Source organism: Rhizobium lusitanum (assembly GCF_014189535.1).
Lineage (GTDB): Bacteria > Pseudomonadota > Alphaproteobacteria > Rhizobiales > Rhizobiaceae > Rhizobium > Rhizobium lusitanum_C.
This window is the reverse complement of record NZ_CP050304.1, coordinates 315,202-332,028: the sequence shown is the minus strand read 5'-3', so window position 1 is coordinate 332,028 and position 16,827 is coordinate 315,202. Positions and strand designations below refer to the sequence as shown.

Below are 16,827 nucleotides of genomic sequence, written 5' to 3'. Positions count from 1 at the left end.
CTACGGCTCGTTCGCCAACGAGGCTACAGCGTCCGCCGTGAGTGCGCCGCGATAGATACGGAAGTCGTCGATCTTGCCGTTGAAATAGGGATCGGTGCTTAACTGCGATCGCCCAATCCAGTTCTGGCTGGTATCCCAGATGCGAAACGGCGCGAGGTACATGCTGGTGTTGGTGCCCACCGCAGCGCCATTCACATAGAGGGTGCCCACGCTGCCCGACAGCGTCACGGCGACATGGACCCAGGTCCCAATAGACAGCGCGGCGTTGCTATCGATGACGCTCCCGCCGCTGGCTCCCGTGACCGTTATGGCAAAGCGGGCCTTGCCATTGCCCGCGCTGGGCGTGAGCATCAGGTAGCGGTCGGTGTCCGCCCCAAAATCGAATATGTGTTCCGAATTTCTGGACGCGTTCCAGAACACCCAGGCAGAAATCGTGAAATCGGCGACATCGTCCATCAGCCCGGCTGGCAAGGCAACATAGCCGTCGCTGCCATTCAGCGAAAGCGCCTCGTCCTGCCTGCCGGAAACCCAGGTAACGCCACCATTGATTGTGCCTGTATGGCCGTTGCCGCTGGCGTCCACCACGCTTGTGCTACTGCTGCTGTCGTATTGCAATTGTGTATGCAGTTGTGTGCCCGTCAAGACTGCGGCCTCGTTGGACGGGACGCTCTCGCCGTCGGGCGTATCGGCCGTGACGACGTAGTACCAGGTTCCGGAGGTTGAGGGGGTATCGACGTACGTGCGCAGATCGGTGATACCGCTTGCCACCGTGTCATAGGGCCCACCCGTCTGCGCGGCGCGCTTGACGGTATAGCCCGTGGCATAGACGCCGCCCCACCAGGACAATACGACGGCGCCGGCGCTAAAATAGCCGGAAAGCCCGCTCGGGACTGCGCCGGTGGCAATTGCGTCCAGCGTATAGGCCAGGGTGCCGTAGCTAATGTAGTCCCATTCTCCGCCTTCAGGTTGAATAGAGAGTGCTCTCTTGGTGGAATAGGGCGCCGCAAGCCCCTGGCGATTGACGTAGTGGTTGTAGATGAGAGCCCAGCATGGCGTGTCGTCGCCTTGATCCGTGGTCGAGAACGTCTTCCAGGTGGAGACGTTGTTCCGGTACGCCACATAGGGAACGGTGTAATACGTGGTTCCCGATGTGACGAGGTTTGCCTTGGCTGAATACTCTGCCGCAGCCAGGAAGCGGTTGTTGTCGTAGCCGTAAAGGTCGACGCCCTGGTTCCATGCCATTTCGCAGACAACCGCCATAGCCGCGATGCCGTCCATGGTGTGGGTCTGGTCGCGGCCGGACTCTTGCCATTGGCACAGGTAACCTGGATGCATGTAGTAGCCGGCGTGCATGATGCAGCCGTTTCCGTTGCCAGTCTTGAAATAGCTGATGGCTTCGTCAAACTTTGCCTGATCGTCGCATAGAATGCCGATTGCCATCATCGCCGACATGTTGAAGAGATACCAGTTTGCATTGATCTCCAGCGGCTCGCGATCGCCATGATTGGCGAGCAAGTCATGAGAGATCGGATAGAATATGTTGCGCAGTATCTTCTTCACCGCGGTTAGATTGTCGTCGGTAAAGCCGTGGTACTCGCGCAGCATTTCCGCAATATTGGCAAGCTCGAAGCCTTGGGGGCCTGCGACGAGCGCGCGGTCTCTCCCCTGGATCGAGGTTAGGGTGGCAGCCCAGCCGTTGAGCATGCTTGTTGCCTTGGCGGCATAAGCCTCGTCGCCGCTGATCTTCCACCGCAATGCCATACCATACATCGCCGCGCACTCATTCACGAGCCCTGAAAAATTCTGTGTCACGTCGCTGCCACGATAAATGACGGACACAGGGGCGGAATTGTACGAAAGCGATACCTTCGGGTTGGCGACCAGCAGATTCCAACTGCCAACCCAGGGTGCCGTGGAATATTTCCGCGCCATCCGGACAAAATCGGCCTGAGCATGCATCAAACCAGGGTGTGCAAATGCGCTGGAAGCGTCCCCGAGCCTTGCGGCGAACGCATCGCCGCCATAGGCGGTCATCGTCAGGGCGCCTAGACCGTAGAGGAAGCCGCGTCGCGACAAGTCCGCGTTGATCGATGCATCGTCCCTTGCCGGATCCTGATTGGAATCCGAACGCGGCAATTCCTCGTTACGGCTGTAGACGTCATGCAAATTTGACTTGGTCAATCAGGGACTCCGTTCGGAAATGGCTACAGTTAAAACATGGTCCGGATCGGAGATTGCGGTGATTCGCCTAAAATCCCTGGCTGGACGACGCCCATGCGTGCAGCCGACTTCCGCCAAAAGTGAGGCCGCATTGAGCGCCGCCGATCTAATTCAACGCCCGTAATTTCAAGATAGAAGCCACTTCCAGGCCTGTCGAAAATTTCTTGGTTCAACGGGATGTTGACCGTCGGAGGAGATTTTTATGCTTCAATGGTAGCGTCGCCTTCTGTGGTTGCCGCCCGTTGTGACTATATGTCCGGCGACAAGATGTACTGCGTGCACGAGGCGCCAAGTGCGGATGTCATTTACCGCCATGCCCGCGAGGGTGGGTTTCCAGCCGATAACGTGACTGAGGTCACCGCGTTCATCGGTCCGGCGACGGCAGGCGTTGCCACTGTGTAAGACGGAACGTCCGAACTGACGGACTAACAAGAGAGCAGCGCCGACCTACTGGCAATTACGGCTACAATCGGCGCTACACTATCTGTACTGGACGGATATTGCGTCCGGGCGCATGGTGGGCTTGTTCTCCTGGGGGTGATGCATGTCAACTGACGGCTATAACCAGTTCTGCCCGGTCGCCAAGGCCTGCGAGTTGATCGAACCACGCTGGACGCTGCTGCTGTTGTCCGAGATGTGGTGCGGATCGACCCGCTTCAACGAAATACGCCGCGGCGTACCCGGCATGTCGCCAACGCTGATGTCTAAACGGCTTCGACAGATGGAAGTAAGCGGGCTGATCACCCGCCTGGAGAACAAGGCGACCGGCGACATCAACTACAAAACGACCCGGATCGCCGACGAGCTTGAACCGATTGTGAAAGCTTTGGGCAAATGGGCGCACTGCAATATCGATGCCGATGTCACGCTCGAAAATCTCGATGCACGGCTATTGATGTGGAACATGCGGCGCAAGATCGATCCCGCTGCATTGCCGTCATCCAGGCGGAGCGTCATCGAGTTCACCTATCCGGAACTTCCGAAGGAAGAACAGAACTATTGGCTGATTGCCAGACCGGGCACGCCGGTCGATCTCTGTTCCACAGACCCCGGCCATGATGTCGATCTGTTCGTGACTGCCGACCTGAAGGCGATGACCTCTGCCTGGATCGGCTTTTCCAGCCTGAAAACCGAGATATTCCAGGGTAGGATCACCCTGATCGGAGATGTCACGATGGCCGCGACGATCGACCGCTGGATGGTGCGCAGTTCCTTCGCCACGGCCTGAACGCTGCTACCCGACTGCGTCACTCGCTCCATAATCTGTATCGGGATCGCTACTCTTTCTACACTGGCCGAACACGGTCGTTCTGGCGAAACTCTGCCTGCGCTGCTCGACACGCGCCGTGGCCAGACTCTCCATGGATGGAGTCACTTCGTGGTCCCGTCTGCGAATGGGGCGCAAGCCCGCCGCCCGCCGCTTTCCAACAGGAGAAACGACATGCAAAATGCTTCCGCTACACCCCTGCAACCCGTTGCAGCAGATAAGCCCGATCTCGTTGCCTTGAAGGCACGCCAGCAGGGCGCCTGGGCATCGGGCGACTATGCCGTGGTTGGCACGACATTGCAGATTGTCGGTGAGTCCCTCTGCGAGGCGCTCGATTTGCGCGCGGGCCAGACGGTCCTTGATGTCGCGGCCGGCAATGGCAATGCCACGCTCGCCGCTGCCCGGCGCTGGTGCGAGGTGACATCCACCGACTATGTACCGGCTTTGCTTGAAAGAGGCCGCGCAAGGGCTGCCGCCGAAGGACTGACCGTGGCTTTCCAGTCCGCCGATGCCGAAGCGCTGCCGTTCGGCGACGGCCGGTTCGACGTGATCGTCTCGACCTTCGGCGTGATGTTCACGCCCAACCAGGACCTGGCTGCCAGCGAGATGCTGCGGGTCTGCAAGCCGGGCGGCAAGATCGGCATGGCCAACTGGACTTCCGAAGGCTTCATCGGGCAGTTGTTCAAGACGATCGGAAAGCACGTTCCGCCCCCGGCCGGCGTGAAATCGCCATCGCTCTGGGGAACCCAGGCGCGACTTACCGAAATGTTCTCGGCCGGCGGCGAGATTGCGGCAGAGCCCAGATCCTTCGTCTTCCGCTATCGCTCGCCGGCGCATTGGCTGGAGATCTTCCGCGACTGGTACGGCCCTGTGCACAAGGCATTCGCCGCCCTTCCAGAGCCGCAGCAGCCAATACTGGAACGCGATCTCCTCGACCTGATCGAATGCTTTAACCGCTCCGGCGACGGGACCATGGTCGTTCCAAGTGAATATTTGGAGGTGGTGATCATAAAGCGATAGCCCGAATTCCAGCGTCGGCGCTGTTGCGTCTTGTAAGGAGATCGAGGTGGCCCTTTCGCCTAGTTTCCGTCTTTTCGAAGGCCGCGTCGAGATGGCTACTGCCGTCGAGTGCGACACGCCGAGCGGCCCGCGGTTTCCGCCTGCGCGTTGCTATGCGCCAGTTGCTGAATGATCGCGACTTCGTGTGGCGTCAACTTGTGCAGATTGGCTCATGCCCAGTGCGATGCGATTGCTAAAATATTGTTAGTTCTCGGCTGCTTGCGTGGCGGACCGCTCTGAAGCAGAGGATGAGGCGACTAGATCTCTTTTGATTGGGGGACAAAGACGCAAAAGCGGTGGTCTGTGAATCAGCTCGGAACGTTTCACCCCTCGTGGATAGCGCTCAAGCTATTGAACTGATTTCAAAATTTCATGCCAAAGTGGGGTTATGATCGACGTGAAAGTAACCTCAATTTATTTCCCAAATCTCTGAGCATTTCCACATAGTTGTCGCGGATACTAAGGGGGTGAAAGTTCAGAGCCGATTCACAGCCACGGGTGCTGTTGCCGTTGCCAAGGATGTGTTCGCCGCCCGAGGCATCGGAGCGAACCAACTCCCCCAGGCCTCGCCAGCCCCCTTGGCGTTGGTCCGGTATCGCAGGGCGTTGTACACTATACGAACGATCTGCTGTTTAAGGACGTCTGGCTGCGGCCGGGCCTTGCTCCTCGCGACCGCAGTCTGATCACCGTAACGTCGCTGATCGCATCCGGTCAGGTGGCGCAAATTACCTATCACCTCAACAGGGCCATGGATAATGGACTGAGGAAGGAGCAGGTATCGGAGATGCTTGCACAACTGACGTTCTATGCCGGTTGGCCCAACGTCTTTTCGGCCGTTCCGCTCGTCAAGGACGTCTTCGCGAAACGAGCAAGCTGACATTCCGGCCAACTCGATTGCGCTTGCGCCCGCTCAGAGCACGGGGGCAGTCGAGCTCGAGCCGCTACTCGCTAACCCCGGTCGCGCAGTGCATCCAGTACAATGGTGAATGCGGCTGAGGCCTGTCGGCGGCTTGGGTAAACCAGATGATATCCGGGATAATAGGGGCACCAATCTCCAAGCACCTCGACCACACGTCCGGCATCGACCTCGGGTCCCGCGAGACCTTCGGGGACGAACCCCAGCCCATAGCCGTCAATGGCCATGTTGAGGATCTGGGTAATGCCGTTGCAGGTCATCTGGCCGTCGACGCGAACGCGCATCTCCTGGCCATCCTTCTCGAATTCCCAAACATAGAGACCACCCCGCGTCGGAAGTCGCAGATTGATGCAGTTATGGTCCGTCAGGTCCTGGGGTACTCTAGGTGCCGGACGTCGATTGAGGTAATCGGGCGACCCGACGACAACCATCCTCTGCTCGGGACTGATCCGCACCGCAATCATTCCTTGCGACACGATCTCACCCAGACGCACGCCGGCGTCGAACCTTTCCGCGACGATATCCGTCAGTCCGTAGTCGATAATGAATTCCACGTTGATGTCGGGATAATCGTGCAGCACCTTTCGGAGCTTCGGCCAGAGGATGTGGTCGATCGCGAAGTCTTCCGCGGTGATGCGAATGGTGCCGGCCGGTCTCTCCCGTTTGTCGGTCAAGGCGACTAGTTCCCCCTCGATCTCTTCGAAGCGCGGACCGATCGTCGTCAACAGGTGTTCGCCCTCCGGCGTCGGGGCGACACTCCGCGTCGTGCGCGTCAAGAGCCGCACCCCGAGGCGTTCTTCCAAGCCGCGAACGATGTGGCTCAATCCAGATTGGGACATGCCGAGCTTGGCTGCGGCCTTCGTGAAGCTACGCTCGCGGGCGACGACGAGAAATGCGAGCAGGTCGTTGACGTTCTCACGCAGCATTCATGGGCTCCCCGCATAAGTGGCATATGCATTGTAGCACGAAAAATCGGCGCGGCAGCTCTCAATTCATGCATGGAGCCCATATGTCTTTGCAGGATTTACCCTCTAATTCTTCTCAATAGAAGACGCTATGTTTCCTCGACATTTGCGAAAGGAATGAGCGCATGGAGATCACCAGAAACGGCTCTACGCCCTCGGCCAAGGGACCGGTGGACTGGTTCACAGGAACTGTCCGCATCGATCCGCTGTTTGCAGCCAACGAGGCGCGGCGCGGGACCGCCGGGGCGGTTACGTTTGAGCCGGGCGCGCGAACTGCGTGGCACACGCACCCGCTTGGCCAAACCCTGATCGTCACCGCAGGCTTTGGCCGAGTTCAGCGCCAAGGCGGTCCGATCGAGGAAATCCGGCCGGGCGATGTGGTCTGGTTCGCGCCGGGTGAAAAGCACTGGCATGGCGCATCGCCGACGACCGCGATGACGCATATCGCCATCCAGGAAAATCTCGACGGCAAGGTCGTCGACTGGATGGAGCATGTGACGGACCACCAATACCAGGGCTGAAATAGTCAGCGAAGCAGAACGAACGGAAATCCCACTTTTATCCGCTTTGGTCTTGCGACTGGAGCGGCAACGAAGACGGCTGACCCCGGTCGCAAGTCCACCTCGGATCATCTTCCAGGGCGGCTTCATTCACCGAACTGAAATGAAAGGACGGACTATGAGACAGCTTGCACTCACTGCCATTGCTCTCGCCCTCTTTGCATCGACATCGGGGCATGCCGAGTCCATGCAATTCATGCCTGGCGGCTCGCGGCCCTCGATAAAAGGCCCCGAGGCCAACTTCACAGGCTCGGTGACTGTCGATCCGCTCTATTCCAACAACGAACATACCATCAATACCGGCGGCCACGTGACATTCGAGCCGGGCGCACGCTCGGCATGGCACACGCATCCCGCCGGACAGGTCCTGATCGTCACGACGGGGACTGGCTGGGTGCAGGAAGAGGGTGGCGAGAAGCGCGTCATGCGACCGGGCGACGTTATCTGGACGCCTCCAGGCGTCAAGCATTGGCACGGTGCCACCAATACCAATGGCGTCGGACACATTGCCATCACCAACATGAAGGACAGCAAGAACGTCGACTGGATGGAGAAGGTCTCGGACGAGCAATATCTCGACTGAGGCTGCGCCTTCCAAGGGGATATTCCGATGAGATATCTACAAACGGCTGGCAAGATGATTGTCCTGGCAGCCTTCCTGGCATCGTCAGCGGCATGGGGACAAGATGCCCAGGTCGCGTCGCCGATCTCCGAAACGACGAGTTCGGATTGGACTGCCGACGTGATCGCTGGGGAACTCGACTATCCCTGGGACATCGAACGGGCGGGCGATCGAATCCTTGTGACGGAGGCAGCCGGCGATGTCGTCAGTATCGAGGAAGGGCGTCTTACGCGCCATCCGGTAGAGACCTCCGACCCCATCGTCCGAGAGGGTGGTGGAGGCCTTCTGGGGATGGCGTTGTCGAAAGACTTCCAGACCGATGGCACGGCCTATTTCTATCACACCTATAACTCCGACGCAGGGCTTACCAACAAGGTCATAGAGGCGCGCTTCGATGGAAACATCTGGCGGGAGACACGGGTCCTCGTTGATAAAATTCCCGGTCATCGCCTCTACAACGGCGGACGCGTCGCCATCGGGCCGGACGGCAACCTGTACGCCACGACCGGATGGACGGAGAGCCTGGAGCGTCCGCAGGATCTGAGCAGCCTTGCTGGCAAGGTTCTGCGCATGACCCTCGATGGAAAGGTGCCGTCCGATAATCCATTTCCCGGCTCCTACGTCTACTCCTATGAGCACCGGAATCCGCAAGGCATTGCCTGGGATGATGGAGGGCGCCTCTTCGTCTCGGAACATGGACAAACGGCCCACGACGAAATCAACCTTGTGACCCCTGGAACCAACTACGGTTGGCCACTCGTTTCCGGAGATGATCAACGGCCGGGAATGGCGAGGTCTCTGCTTCATTCCGGCAATACGACCTGGGCTCCGTCCGGCATCGCCTTTGCGGGAAAGGAACTGCTTGTCACGGCACTCGCTTCAAAGGCGCTCTACGCCTTCGATGAGAGAGGAGGCAGGCTAAGGCCGATCTTCAGTTCAGGCGATCGGCTGAGAGACGTGCTGCCCGTCGGCGAGGACATCTACGTCATCACGACCAATAGGTCGCCGCGCGCCGAAGGACCGTCGCAAGACCGCCTGCTGAAATTGTCACGCGCGAAATAACCAATTCCACCAAAGGGGCGGCTTTCCGTCCACATCAACAGGAAAGAAAACATCATGACCTTCTCGTTTGAGAACCAAGTTGCACTCGTCACGGGTGCCGCATCCGGAATGGGTCTTGCGACCGCCAAGGCGTTCGCTGCCGCGGGTGCGTCCGTGACGCTCGCGGACATCAACGAAGATGCAGCTCGCGCCGCCGCCGCGGAACTCGTTGCCGCCGGTCACGAGGCGATCGGCATACGCTGCGACGTCGCCAACATGGAGGAGGTCGAGGCGATGGTGAACGAGACGGTGGCGACCTTCGGCCGCCTCGACGCCGCGTTCAACAATGCCGGTGTGCAGAGCCCTGTTGCCGAGACCGCCGATGCCGATCCGAAAGACTACGATTTCGTGATGGGCGTGAACCTTCGCGGCATCTGGAACTGCATGAAGTACGAGCTGATCCAGATGCGCAAGCAGGGCAGTGGAACCATCGTCAACAATTCGTCGCTCGGCGGTCTCGTCGGTATCGCCGAACGCGGGATCTACCATGCGTCCAAGCACGGTGTCGTCGGACTGACCAAAAGCGCTGGGCTTGAATATGCTCCGAAGGGAATCCGCATCAACGCCGTATGCCCCGGCATCATCGCGACGCCGATGGTCACAGTCATGCTGGAAACGCAACCGGAAGCCATGGACGTCATGATGAAAGACGTTCCGATCGGCCGCCTTGGTCGCGCCGAGGAAATCGCCGACGCGGTCCTGTGGCTGTCCAGCCCCGCTTCGACCTTTGTCATCGGACACGCGCTGCCAGTGGATGGCGGCTATACCGTGCGCTGACGTCTTGCAGCGCCTGTTATTGCGTCGAAACAGAGTGTGAAGGCCATCTTATGAAACCGGATGTCGATGCTATGGCGGCGGAAACGGAACGTGCGTCGGAACCGTCGGGACTTTGGCTGATGATCGTTCTCGGCACGTTGCTGGCTTTCGCCTCGATCTCGACCGACCTTTATCTGCCCGCCATGCCGGCCATGAGTGTGGCGCTGGCAGCGAGCCAGGGGACATTGCAATATACGGTCTCGGGCTATCTGATCGGCTTCAGCGTCGGCCAGTTATTCTGGGGCCCGATTGCCGACAGGTACGGGCGGCGCATTCCTATTGCGATAGGTCTGGTCCTCTTCATGGCTGGCTCCGCCGGCTGTGCGCTGTCGACCGATGTCGTTCAACTGATCTCCTGCCGGGTCCTTCAAGCCGTTGGGGCTTGTGCCAGCGTCGTGCTCGCCCGCGCCACGGTTCGTGATCTCTATGGCCGTGACCGCTCGGCCGGGGTTCTCTCAACCCTGATGACCGTCATGGCCGTAGCGCCGCTTCTGGGGCCAAGCATCGGCAGTCTGATCCTTAAAGTGGCGCCGTGGCAGGCAATCTTCTGGACGCTCGTCCTAATCGGCCTTCTCACGCTCGCAGCCCTCTTTACACTCCCGGAAACCCTGCCACGGGAACGTCGGAACGTCGAGCCGCTGTCAACCGCTTTCGCGGCCTATGGAAGCCTCATCGGTGATGTCAGGCTATTGGGTTATGCCGGGGCGGTCGGATTCTTCTATGCCGGCGTCTTTGCCGGCATCTCGGGCTCGTCCTTTGCCTATATCGACTATCATCACCTGTCTCCGCAGCTCTACGGGCTGGTCTTTGCCGTCGGAACAATCGGGCTGATGGCCACAAATTTTGCTAATTCGCGTTTGGTTACACGATTTGGCGGTGATCGTATGTTGAAACTGGGGACCATAGGGGCAGCCGTGGCGGGAGCGATCCTGGCATTCGTCACGGCGACCGATTTCGGCGGTGTGCTCGGAATGGCTCTGAGCCTGTGGTTGTTTACGGCGATGAATGGCTTCGTTACTGCCAATGCGATCTCGGGCGCTCTGGCCGATTTTCCAGTGCGTGCTGGCGCAGTGTCTGCACTGATGGGCGCGATCCAATACGGAAGTGGTGTCGTCGGCTCCGCGGTCGCCGGAACATTTGCCGACGGGACACCCTGGCCGATGGGATGGGTGATCGCGATTGCTGGGATCGGCAGCTTAGGGTGTGCTCACCTTGTTGGCCTGCAATCACGACAACTCGGCTGAGCAATTGCATTGGTGCAGGGATCAGACTTCAACATTTTACACCTATGCGGCTGCGATCGAAAATAGCTAGGTTGACCGAGCATGCCGCATAAGCACAACGCCTCCCGTCGATACCGTATCACCAAGATGAAGTTCAAAGTGACGAACTGAGCGGAGTATGAGGCGGGCCTTCGCGGCCGTGGCAGTTTAATCCTTTGGATAACGCCGGAAGCGCTGGCGGGCTGGGCATCCCCACGTCGCAAGACGCGTGGTGGCCAGCCTCTCTATTCGGATCTGGCGATCGAAACTACTCTGATGTTGGGCATGGTGTTTGGGCTGCGTTTGCGCCAGAGCGAAGGGCTTCTGAGTTCGGTGCTTGACATGATGGGATTGGATTTGCCTGTGCCCGATCACACGACACTCAGCCGGAGGGCCAGAACCTGGAAGCCATCGACCAGAAGCAACGACCGACAGCATGTAGCGGATGGCCACGTTCTGGTCGACAGTACCGGGCTGAAGATCTATGGCGCCGGTCAATGTCTGGAAAAAAAGCACGGAGCGAAGTCCCGGCGCGGCTGGCGAAAACTCCACCTGGCTGTTGATGCCAATAGTGGCGAGATCATTGCACATAGTCTGACAGATCAGGAGGCCAGCGATGCCTCGCAGGTAGAGCCGTTGCTGGACCAGATCGACGATGAGATCGGCCAGTTCACAGCCGATGGAGCCTATGATGGCTATCCAACCTACGACGCAGTTCTCCGTCACAGCGCAGGCGCAAGGATCGTCATTCCACCGCGCTCGAACGCGGTTGAACGGCCCAACGCCCAAGCATCCTGCCAGAGAGACGACCACATTGCGTCTATGCAGACAGATGGGCGGCTGAAATGGCAGACGTCCACCGGCTATGGCAAACGGGCGCTGATCGAAACGGCGATCGGTCGATACAAGGGCAGCATTGGACCGCGTTTGCGGGCTTGGTCATTCCTTGCTCAACAGACAGAAGCTGCGATCGGAGTCGCCATCCTGAACCGAATGCTCGCCTGCGGACGCCCGAAATCCGTTCGCTGTAAGGCACCGATCGCGGCAACGAAATAAACGATGTATCAAAGACCGAATTCCGCACAAATGATGGTCCACGCACCAATGCCATGGTGAGGCGCTTCGCCATCTTGCCCTGAGTAGCAGCGGACTTGCGCGCCTCGCATTCTTCACCGCGCGCCGATATCGCGGCCGGAAGGCTCATTCCGGTTCTCGAACACCGCAGTCGCGGCGACCGGGACGTTTTTCACGCTATCTATGTCGGCCAGGGCGGGCCGCAGTCGTCAAGGGTCCGCGCGCTGCTCGATTTCCCTTGCGGAATACGGCAAGGTCAGCTGATCAGGGGGTCTCCAGCCACGACATTGCTCAAGCTAACATGACGCGCACAAAATCGTGCGCGTCGTCGATACGTGGACAGGCTACCTTACCCGGCTTTCAGAAGCCCAAAGCCGATTTTGTCACCATGCCCGAGACCGTAGCCGAGTTGGATCATGAACTCCGCCATCGGCTCAAGGTAGCGGGCGTTAGACAATGCGCCGCCGACGATCGTCGTGAAGCCGAAGGCCCGAGACAGGTCTGCTACGGTCTCCACGGCCTTGCTATCGTTCCCGGCGACGAAAACCGGGACCGCGACATCTTCGCCATCTGCACGCTTGGCCAGCAACGAGGCGAACACTGTGTTGAACGCCTTCACGACGTGCGCGGCGCGAAGTTGCTCGGCGATCTGCTCGGCGGCCGACGTCGTGTGTCCAACCGTCAGGCTCATGTAGTCTGAAGCCAGAGGGTTGGTTATATCGACAACGATCTTACCAGCGAGCGCCTGCGCGACATCGGGCTGCTTGGCGAGGCACAGCGCCTGCTCATACTTGGTCGCCAGGAAGACGAGATCGGCACCCTTCAAGGCATCGAGCGGATTGTCCTGACTGCCGAATGCCTGGACGGTGTGCCCGCTCACGGTTGCCAGCTTGGCGAGGGGCGCACCCATATTGCCTTTGCCGAGGAAGACGATGTTCATGTTGAAGCTCCTAAGTTGCATCAGATGAGCGAGACTTAAGCCATCGCTTTGTGGTAGTCTTGCCGCATGAGGACATTTGATAGGCTTAAACAGACAAATCGATCTCCGTTGATCGATCCCGACAGGACAGAACGTCCAATCTTCGTTCTGTCCGATCGCCATGACGGCGTGCGGGTGCCCTGGCATGTCCATCGCCGTCTGCAACTGATCCATGTCAGCGCGGGCGTCCTGACGGTGCTGACGCGCAAGGCGCGATTTGTGATCCCGCCGCAGCGCGCCGTATGGGTTGGTCCTGGCGTTGAACATCGCATCATGGGGCGTAGCCCGTTCTGGCTGACGACCTGCTATATCGAACCAGGTCTTGTCGCTGCACCCGACACGTCACGGGTCGTTGCGGTCGATCGACTGACAGACGAGTTGTTGATCGCCGCGTCGGAGTTCGGTGGTGATTACCCGTTCGAGGGTCCTGCCGCTCGTTTAATACAGGTGCTGCTCGATCGTGTTCCCGACTTGAAGACTACCGATATGTCCCTGCCTGAGCCTTCGGACGTGAGACTGCGGCGCATCACGGACAGGCTGATCGCTGAACCCTGCTGTAACGACACGCTGGCCCTGTTGGCGGCTGGAGCCGCGTTGACGGAACGGACGGCAGCGCGACTCTTCGTCAAAGACACTGGTCTCACGTTTGGGCAATGGCGCCAGTCTCTCAAGCTACAATCAGCACTCGAATATCTCGGCACGGGCGCCAGCGTCACCCAAGCCGCCTTTGAGGTCGGTTATGCCGATGTTTCCTCCTTCATAGCGGCTTTCAAATTGCTGTTCGGCAAGACACCTTCGCAGATACTGAACCCCTAGCTTATCCATCGCAGCAACTTGGTTGATCGCTTTATCACCCGCCTTCGGATGTCTCCCGGGCCTTCCCTGACAGAGAATAACAATCCCATGCTGCCGGCTGCTTTTGCAATTCTAAACCACCAATGAAATTGTTAGCTGAAATCGAGGGCCAAAATGACCTCTAAACCCACCTAACTAAAGACATTTTGACGTTTGCAATCCGGAAGTGAAAGCGACAGTGGCATTGCCGGTTCGGCAGGCAAAAGCGTTGAGTGCTGGTGAGCCCTGGCGGCTCCAGCGTTCAAGCCCGAGCGAGAATGATCGCCGGGAGCTGGGGAACCGGTTGACCTATGTTGCCAATGCCAAGCCGGTCTCCCAGATAATGGTAGAAAGAGAGCCCGAGCTTCTGGCAGGTCTTCATCAGACCGAGCATGATGTCTCGCGCGACCCGGCCGTCGCGGCGACAAACTACGTTTGCGCTGGGCTCATCGTGCCGCCGGAGATTTTTCGTTTCGTGACGAAGGTCCGCAGGTCATTTTCCGATGCGTTGGTGTGCAGCGGGATGCCGGGATGCTCGAGCACCTTCAGGAACTCGTTCTTCCTTCGACGCAGCCACTCAAGCAGCTTGTCGAGTGCCTCATAACCAGTGCGTAGGGTGAAGATCCGTTTGAACCGTCGTCGGAATGCAGGGGCAGCCTGTGGCGAAGGATTCTGCTTGTAGGCTTCCAACACCTTGTAGAAACGCCAGACCAGATCGCGAACCATCGTGAGCCGCCGCTCCTCCTTGGCGGTGGCCGGCATGAGCTTTTGCAGAAGGCGTTCTGCATGATGGTATGGCCGCCCCCATCCGCCGGTGCGCCCAGCGGCATCTGGTCGAGTGCTGCTTCTCAAAGCTCAAACAATTTCGGCGCATAGCCATCCGATACGAGAAGACCGCTCGAAACTATCGAGCGATGATCGCTCTGGCCGCAACAATCTTATGGTTCAAATAACTGTCCACACTTCCTAGCCCTCTGATCAGGCTTGCTCCGGAATGCGAGCGATGACCTTGATTTCGAAATCGAAGCCGGCGAGCCAATTGACCCCTATGGCTGTCCAGTTTGGGTAAGGTCGGGTCGAAAATACCTCGCTCTTGACGCCCATTATGGTCGCGAACTGCTTTTCGGGGTCGGTGTGGAAGGTCGTCACATCGACGATGTCATCGAAGGTGCAGCCGCCGGCTATCAGAGTTGCCTTCAAGTTTTCGAAAGCCAGGCGAACCTGTGCGGAAAAATCCGGCTCGGCACTGCCATCGTGCCGACTGCCCACCTGGCCAGAGACGAACAGAAGATCGCCCGATCGAATGGCTGCCGAGTAACCGTGTTCGTCATAAAGAGCATGCCGGTCCGCTGGAAAGACTGCGTCGCGTTTGGTCATTGCTGGATCCTGTCATTTTGGCCGTCGTTACGCCTGCCGCAAAGGGAGCAGCAAAGACGTCTTCACAATAATGGATGTGGGTGATATACGCCACGTATATGAATATGCCTACAGACGTGGCGTATGTCAATTAATATACGGAGCGTATTTGAAAATGGTGCTGAATGCCCGTTAGAAACCGCGCGGAATCAATGGAGGAAAACCGCCGCAAAATCCTCTCTGCGGCACGAAAAGCGTTTGCCGATAAGGGCTTCGCCGCAGCCTCGATGGACGAATTGACGGCGGATGTCGGCCTGACGCGCGGTGCGCTCTATCACAATTTCGGCGACAAGAAAGGTTTGCTCGCCGCGGTGGTCGCTCAAGTTGATGGTGAGATGGCCAGGAGAGCCCATGAGGTTGGAGCTAGACAAAAGAACGATTGGGACGCCTTGCTCGCGGAAGGAGTGGCCTATATCGAGATGGCACTCGATCCGGAGGTTCAGCGGATTGTGTTGCTGGATGGTCCTGCTTTTCTCGGCGACCCCTCACGCTGGCCTAGCCAGAGCGCGTGCCTGGAGGAAACGAAACGGGCCATCGTCCATCTCATTTCCGAAGGTATCGTTAAGCCAATCGACGCGGATGCTGCCGCTCGCCTCCTGAGCGGGGCTGCCCTGAACGCTGCGCTTTGGGTTGCCGCAAGCGATGAGCCCAAGGCCGTACTGCCCAAGGCCATCAAGGCGTTCCAGTGTATGGCGAACGGGTTCTTGGAAAAGCGAGCAGGTTAGGTGACGCTGATCAGCACCCGGCATGGCGTCCATGCGCCTACTTCAGAAACTGGCGGAAACGTTTCAGGGAGAAGGTGAACAGCGCCGTTCCGATCAGGAGCAACATGAGCAGTTGCGGCCAGACGGCATCGAGGCCAGCGCCACGAAACAGCACGGCTTGCGACAGGATGACGAAGTGCGTGTTGGGTGCTGCAAACATGATCGCCTGCACGATATCGGGCATGCTCTCGCGGGCCGTCTGCGCGCCGGACAGGATTTGAAGCGGCAGCAGGACGAGGATGAGCAATAGTCCAAACTGCGGCATCGAGCCTGCGACGGTTGCCAGGAAAATGCCGAGGGATGCCGTGGCGAACAGGTGGAGAACTGCTCTAAGCAGGAACAGAGCGATCGAACCTTGAAGCGGGATGTGCAGCAGGCCTTGCGCAACGACGATCAGGGAGAAGGTCGAGGCCAGAAGCACGATAAGGACCATCGACCAGACCTTGCTGAGCATGATTTCGAGCGGTGTGACTGGCATGACCAAAAGTGGGGTCGCGATCGGCGCGAAAACAACCCCAACTACTTTCTCAATTTTCTGTGCATTTCCAAACGATTGTCACAGATATCAACGGGGTGAAAGTTCTGAGCCGATTCACACGCTAAGGACGAGACAGCCGTCAGGCATCTGAAAGGCGCTTGAGAACAGCTGCGACTATGGTCTCTGGCCTATCTTCTTGAACAAGATGTCCCGAGGCTGGGAATAGAATACAGGCCTGATCTGAAATGGACGCGGCCAATTCCATTCCCTGCGCTAAGGGGATCCACGCATCCTTCTCTCCCCAAAGCACCGTGACGGGACATTCCATCCTGCCGTAAAGTCCCTGAATCTCATCCGTAAACTTTTGATCCATCTGCGCGATCTGTCGATAGAAGGCGGGCTGACCGACCGCGCCGAGCCACGGGCGCTGTAGATTTCCATAGCATCTTCCGGCAACGGGTTGTGGGCGGCAGTCTGTAAATATGCTCGCAACA

The 16,827-nt window shown here is 58.6% G+C and carries 13 protein-coding genes and 7 pseudogenes; 14 read left to right on the top strand and 6 right to left on the bottom strand.

What is annotated here, in order from left to right:
• A complete protein-coding gene (locus tag HB780_RS01695) occupies positions 1 to 2,166 on the bottom strand; it encodes a LamG-like jellyroll fold domain-containing protein (RefSeq protein WP_286202820.1) in 2,166 nt (721 codons plus the stop codon).
• A 303-nt stretch (positions 2,167 to 2,469) separates the two neighbouring features.
• Between HB780_RS01695 and HB780_RS01690 the strand changes: the two are divergent.
• From HB780_RS01690 to HB780_RS01675, 4 genes and pseudogenes are all read left to right on the top strand, one after another.
• Positions 2,470 to 2,622, top strand: a pseudogene (locus tag HB780_RS01690) (nickel-binding protein); the annotation flags it as partial.
• A gap of 142 nt (positions 2,623 to 2,764) precedes the next feature.
• Positions 2,765 to 3,448: a winged helix-turn-helix transcriptional regulator gene (locus HB780_RS01685; protein WP_183686116.1), complete on the top strand. Its 684-nt coding sequence runs from the start codon at positions 2,765 to 2,767 to the stop codon at positions 3,446 to 3,448.
• 213 nt (positions 3,449 to 3,661) lie between these two features.
• Positions 3,662 to 4,507 (top strand): class I SAM-dependent methyltransferase, encoded by an 846-nt coding sequence (locus tag HB780_RS01680; protein WP_183686114.1) that lies wholly within the window; start codon positions 3,662 to 3,664, stop codon positions 4,505 to 4,507.
• A gap of 530 nt (positions 4,508 to 5,037) precedes the next feature.
• A pseudogene (locus HB780_RS01675) lies at positions 5,038 to 5,423 on the top strand (carboxymuconolactone decarboxylase family protein); the annotation flags it as partial.
• A gap of 71 nt (positions 5,424 to 5,494) precedes the next feature.
• Here the strand turns inward: HB780_RS01675 and HB780_RS01670 are convergent.
• Positions 5,495 to 6,388, bottom strand: a complete 894-nt coding sequence (locus HB780_RS01670) for a LysR family transcriptional regulator (RefSeq protein WP_183686112.1) — start codon at positions 6,386 to 6,388, stop codon at positions 5,495 to 5,497.
• Positions 6,389 to 6,552: 164 nt separating this feature from the next.
• On the opposite strand from HB780_RS01670, the gene HB780_RS01665 reads away from it, so the two are divergent.
• The 7 genes and pseudogenes from HB780_RS01665 to HB780_RS32790 form a co-directional block, all read left to right on the top strand.
• A complete protein-coding gene (locus HB780_RS01665; protein WP_183686110.1) occupies positions 6,553 to 6,948 on the top strand; it encodes a (R)-mandelonitrile lyase in 396 nt (131 codons plus the stop codon).
• Between the two features lie 157 nt (positions 6,949 to 7,105).
• Positions 7,106 to 7,570 carry a (R)-mandelonitrile lyase gene (locus HB780_RS01660; protein WP_183686108.1) on the top strand — a complete coding sequence of 155 codons (465 nt, stop codon included), beginning with the start codon at positions 7,106 to 7,108 and terminating at the stop codon, positions 7,568 to 7,570.
• Between the two features lie 27 nt (positions 7,571 to 7,597).
• Complete coding sequence (locus HB780_RS01655; RefSeq protein WP_183686106.1) at positions 7,598 to 8,671, top strand: PQQ-dependent sugar dehydrogenase; 1,074 nt, start codon at positions 7,598 to 7,600, stop codon at positions 8,669 to 8,671.
• 54 nt (positions 8,672 to 8,725) lie between these two features.
• Positions 8,726 to 9,487, top strand: coding sequence for a glucose 1-dehydrogenase (locus tag HB780_RS01650; RefSeq protein ID WP_183686104.1), 762 nt, complete (start codon positions 8,726 to 8,728; stop codon positions 9,485 to 9,487).
• 50 nt (positions 9,488 to 9,537) lie between these two features.
• Positions 9,538 to 10,770: a multidrug effflux MFS transporter gene (locus HB780_RS01645; protein WP_183686102.1), complete on the top strand. Its 1,233-nt coding sequence runs from the start codon at positions 9,538 to 9,540 to the stop codon at positions 10,768 to 10,770.
• An 81-nt stretch (positions 10,771 to 10,851) separates the two neighbouring features.
• A pseudogene (locus HB780_RS01640) lies at positions 10,852 to 11,844 on the top strand (IS5 family transposase).
• 55 nt (positions 11,845 to 11,899) lie between these two features.
• Positions 11,900 to 12,167: pseudogene (locus tag HB780_RS32790) on the top strand (hypothetical protein); the annotation flags it as partial.
• 44 nt (positions 12,168 to 12,211) lie between these two features.
• Here HB780_RS32790 and HB780_RS01635 read toward each other — a convergent pair.
• Positions 12,212 to 12,802: an NADPH-dependent F420 reductase gene (locus tag HB780_RS01635; RefSeq protein ID WP_183686100.1), complete on the bottom strand. Its 591-nt coding sequence runs from the start codon at positions 12,800 to 12,802 to the stop codon at positions 12,212 to 12,214.
• A gap of 108 nt (positions 12,803 to 12,910) precedes the next feature.
• On the opposite strand from HB780_RS01635, the gene HB780_RS01630 reads away from it, so the two are divergent.
• Positions 12,911 to 13,657, top strand: coding sequence for an AraC family transcriptional regulator (locus tag HB780_RS01630; RefSeq protein WP_286202819.1), 747 nt, complete (start codon positions 12,911 to 12,913; stop codon positions 13,655 to 13,657).
• Positions 13,658 to 13,937: 280 nt separating this feature from the next.
• On the opposite strand, the pseudogene HB780_RS33445 reads toward HB780_RS01630, so the two are convergent.
• Positions 13,938 to 14,506: pseudogene (locus HB780_RS33445) on the bottom strand (IS66 family transposase); the annotation flags it as partial.
• Here HB780_RS33445 and HB780_RS01620 point away from each other — a divergent pair.
• Positions 14,494 to 14,628, top strand: a pseudogene (locus HB780_RS01620) (transposase); the annotation flags it as partial. The pseudogenes HB780_RS33445 and HB780_RS01620 overlap by 13 nt on opposite strands.
• A gap of 25 nt (positions 14,629 to 14,653) precedes the next feature.
• Here HB780_RS01620 and HB780_RS01615 read toward each other — a convergent pair.
• On the bottom strand, positions 14,654 to 15,052 hold the full coding sequence (locus HB780_RS01615; RefSeq protein ID WP_183686096.1) for a RidA family protein: 399 nt from the start codon (positions 15,050 to 15,052) through the stop codon (positions 14,654 to 14,656).
• 191 nt (positions 15,053 to 15,243) lie between these two features.
• Between HB780_RS01615 and HB780_RS01610 the strand changes: the two genes are divergently transcribed.
• The gene (locus HB780_RS01610) at positions 15,244 to 15,816 is read left to right on the top strand and encodes a TetR/AcrR family transcriptional regulator (RefSeq protein ID WP_183686094.1); all 573 of its coding nucleotides are present in this window, start codon (positions 15,244 to 15,246) and stop codon (positions 15,814 to 15,816) included.
• A 37-nt stretch (positions 15,817 to 15,853) separates the two neighbouring features.
• On the opposite strand, the pseudogene HB780_RS01605 reads toward HB780_RS01610, so the two are convergent.
• Positions 15,854 to 16,342: pseudogene (locus HB780_RS01605) on the bottom strand (ABC transporter permease); the annotation flags it as partial.
• Between the last annotated feature and the right edge of the window lie 485 nt (positions 16,343 to 16,827).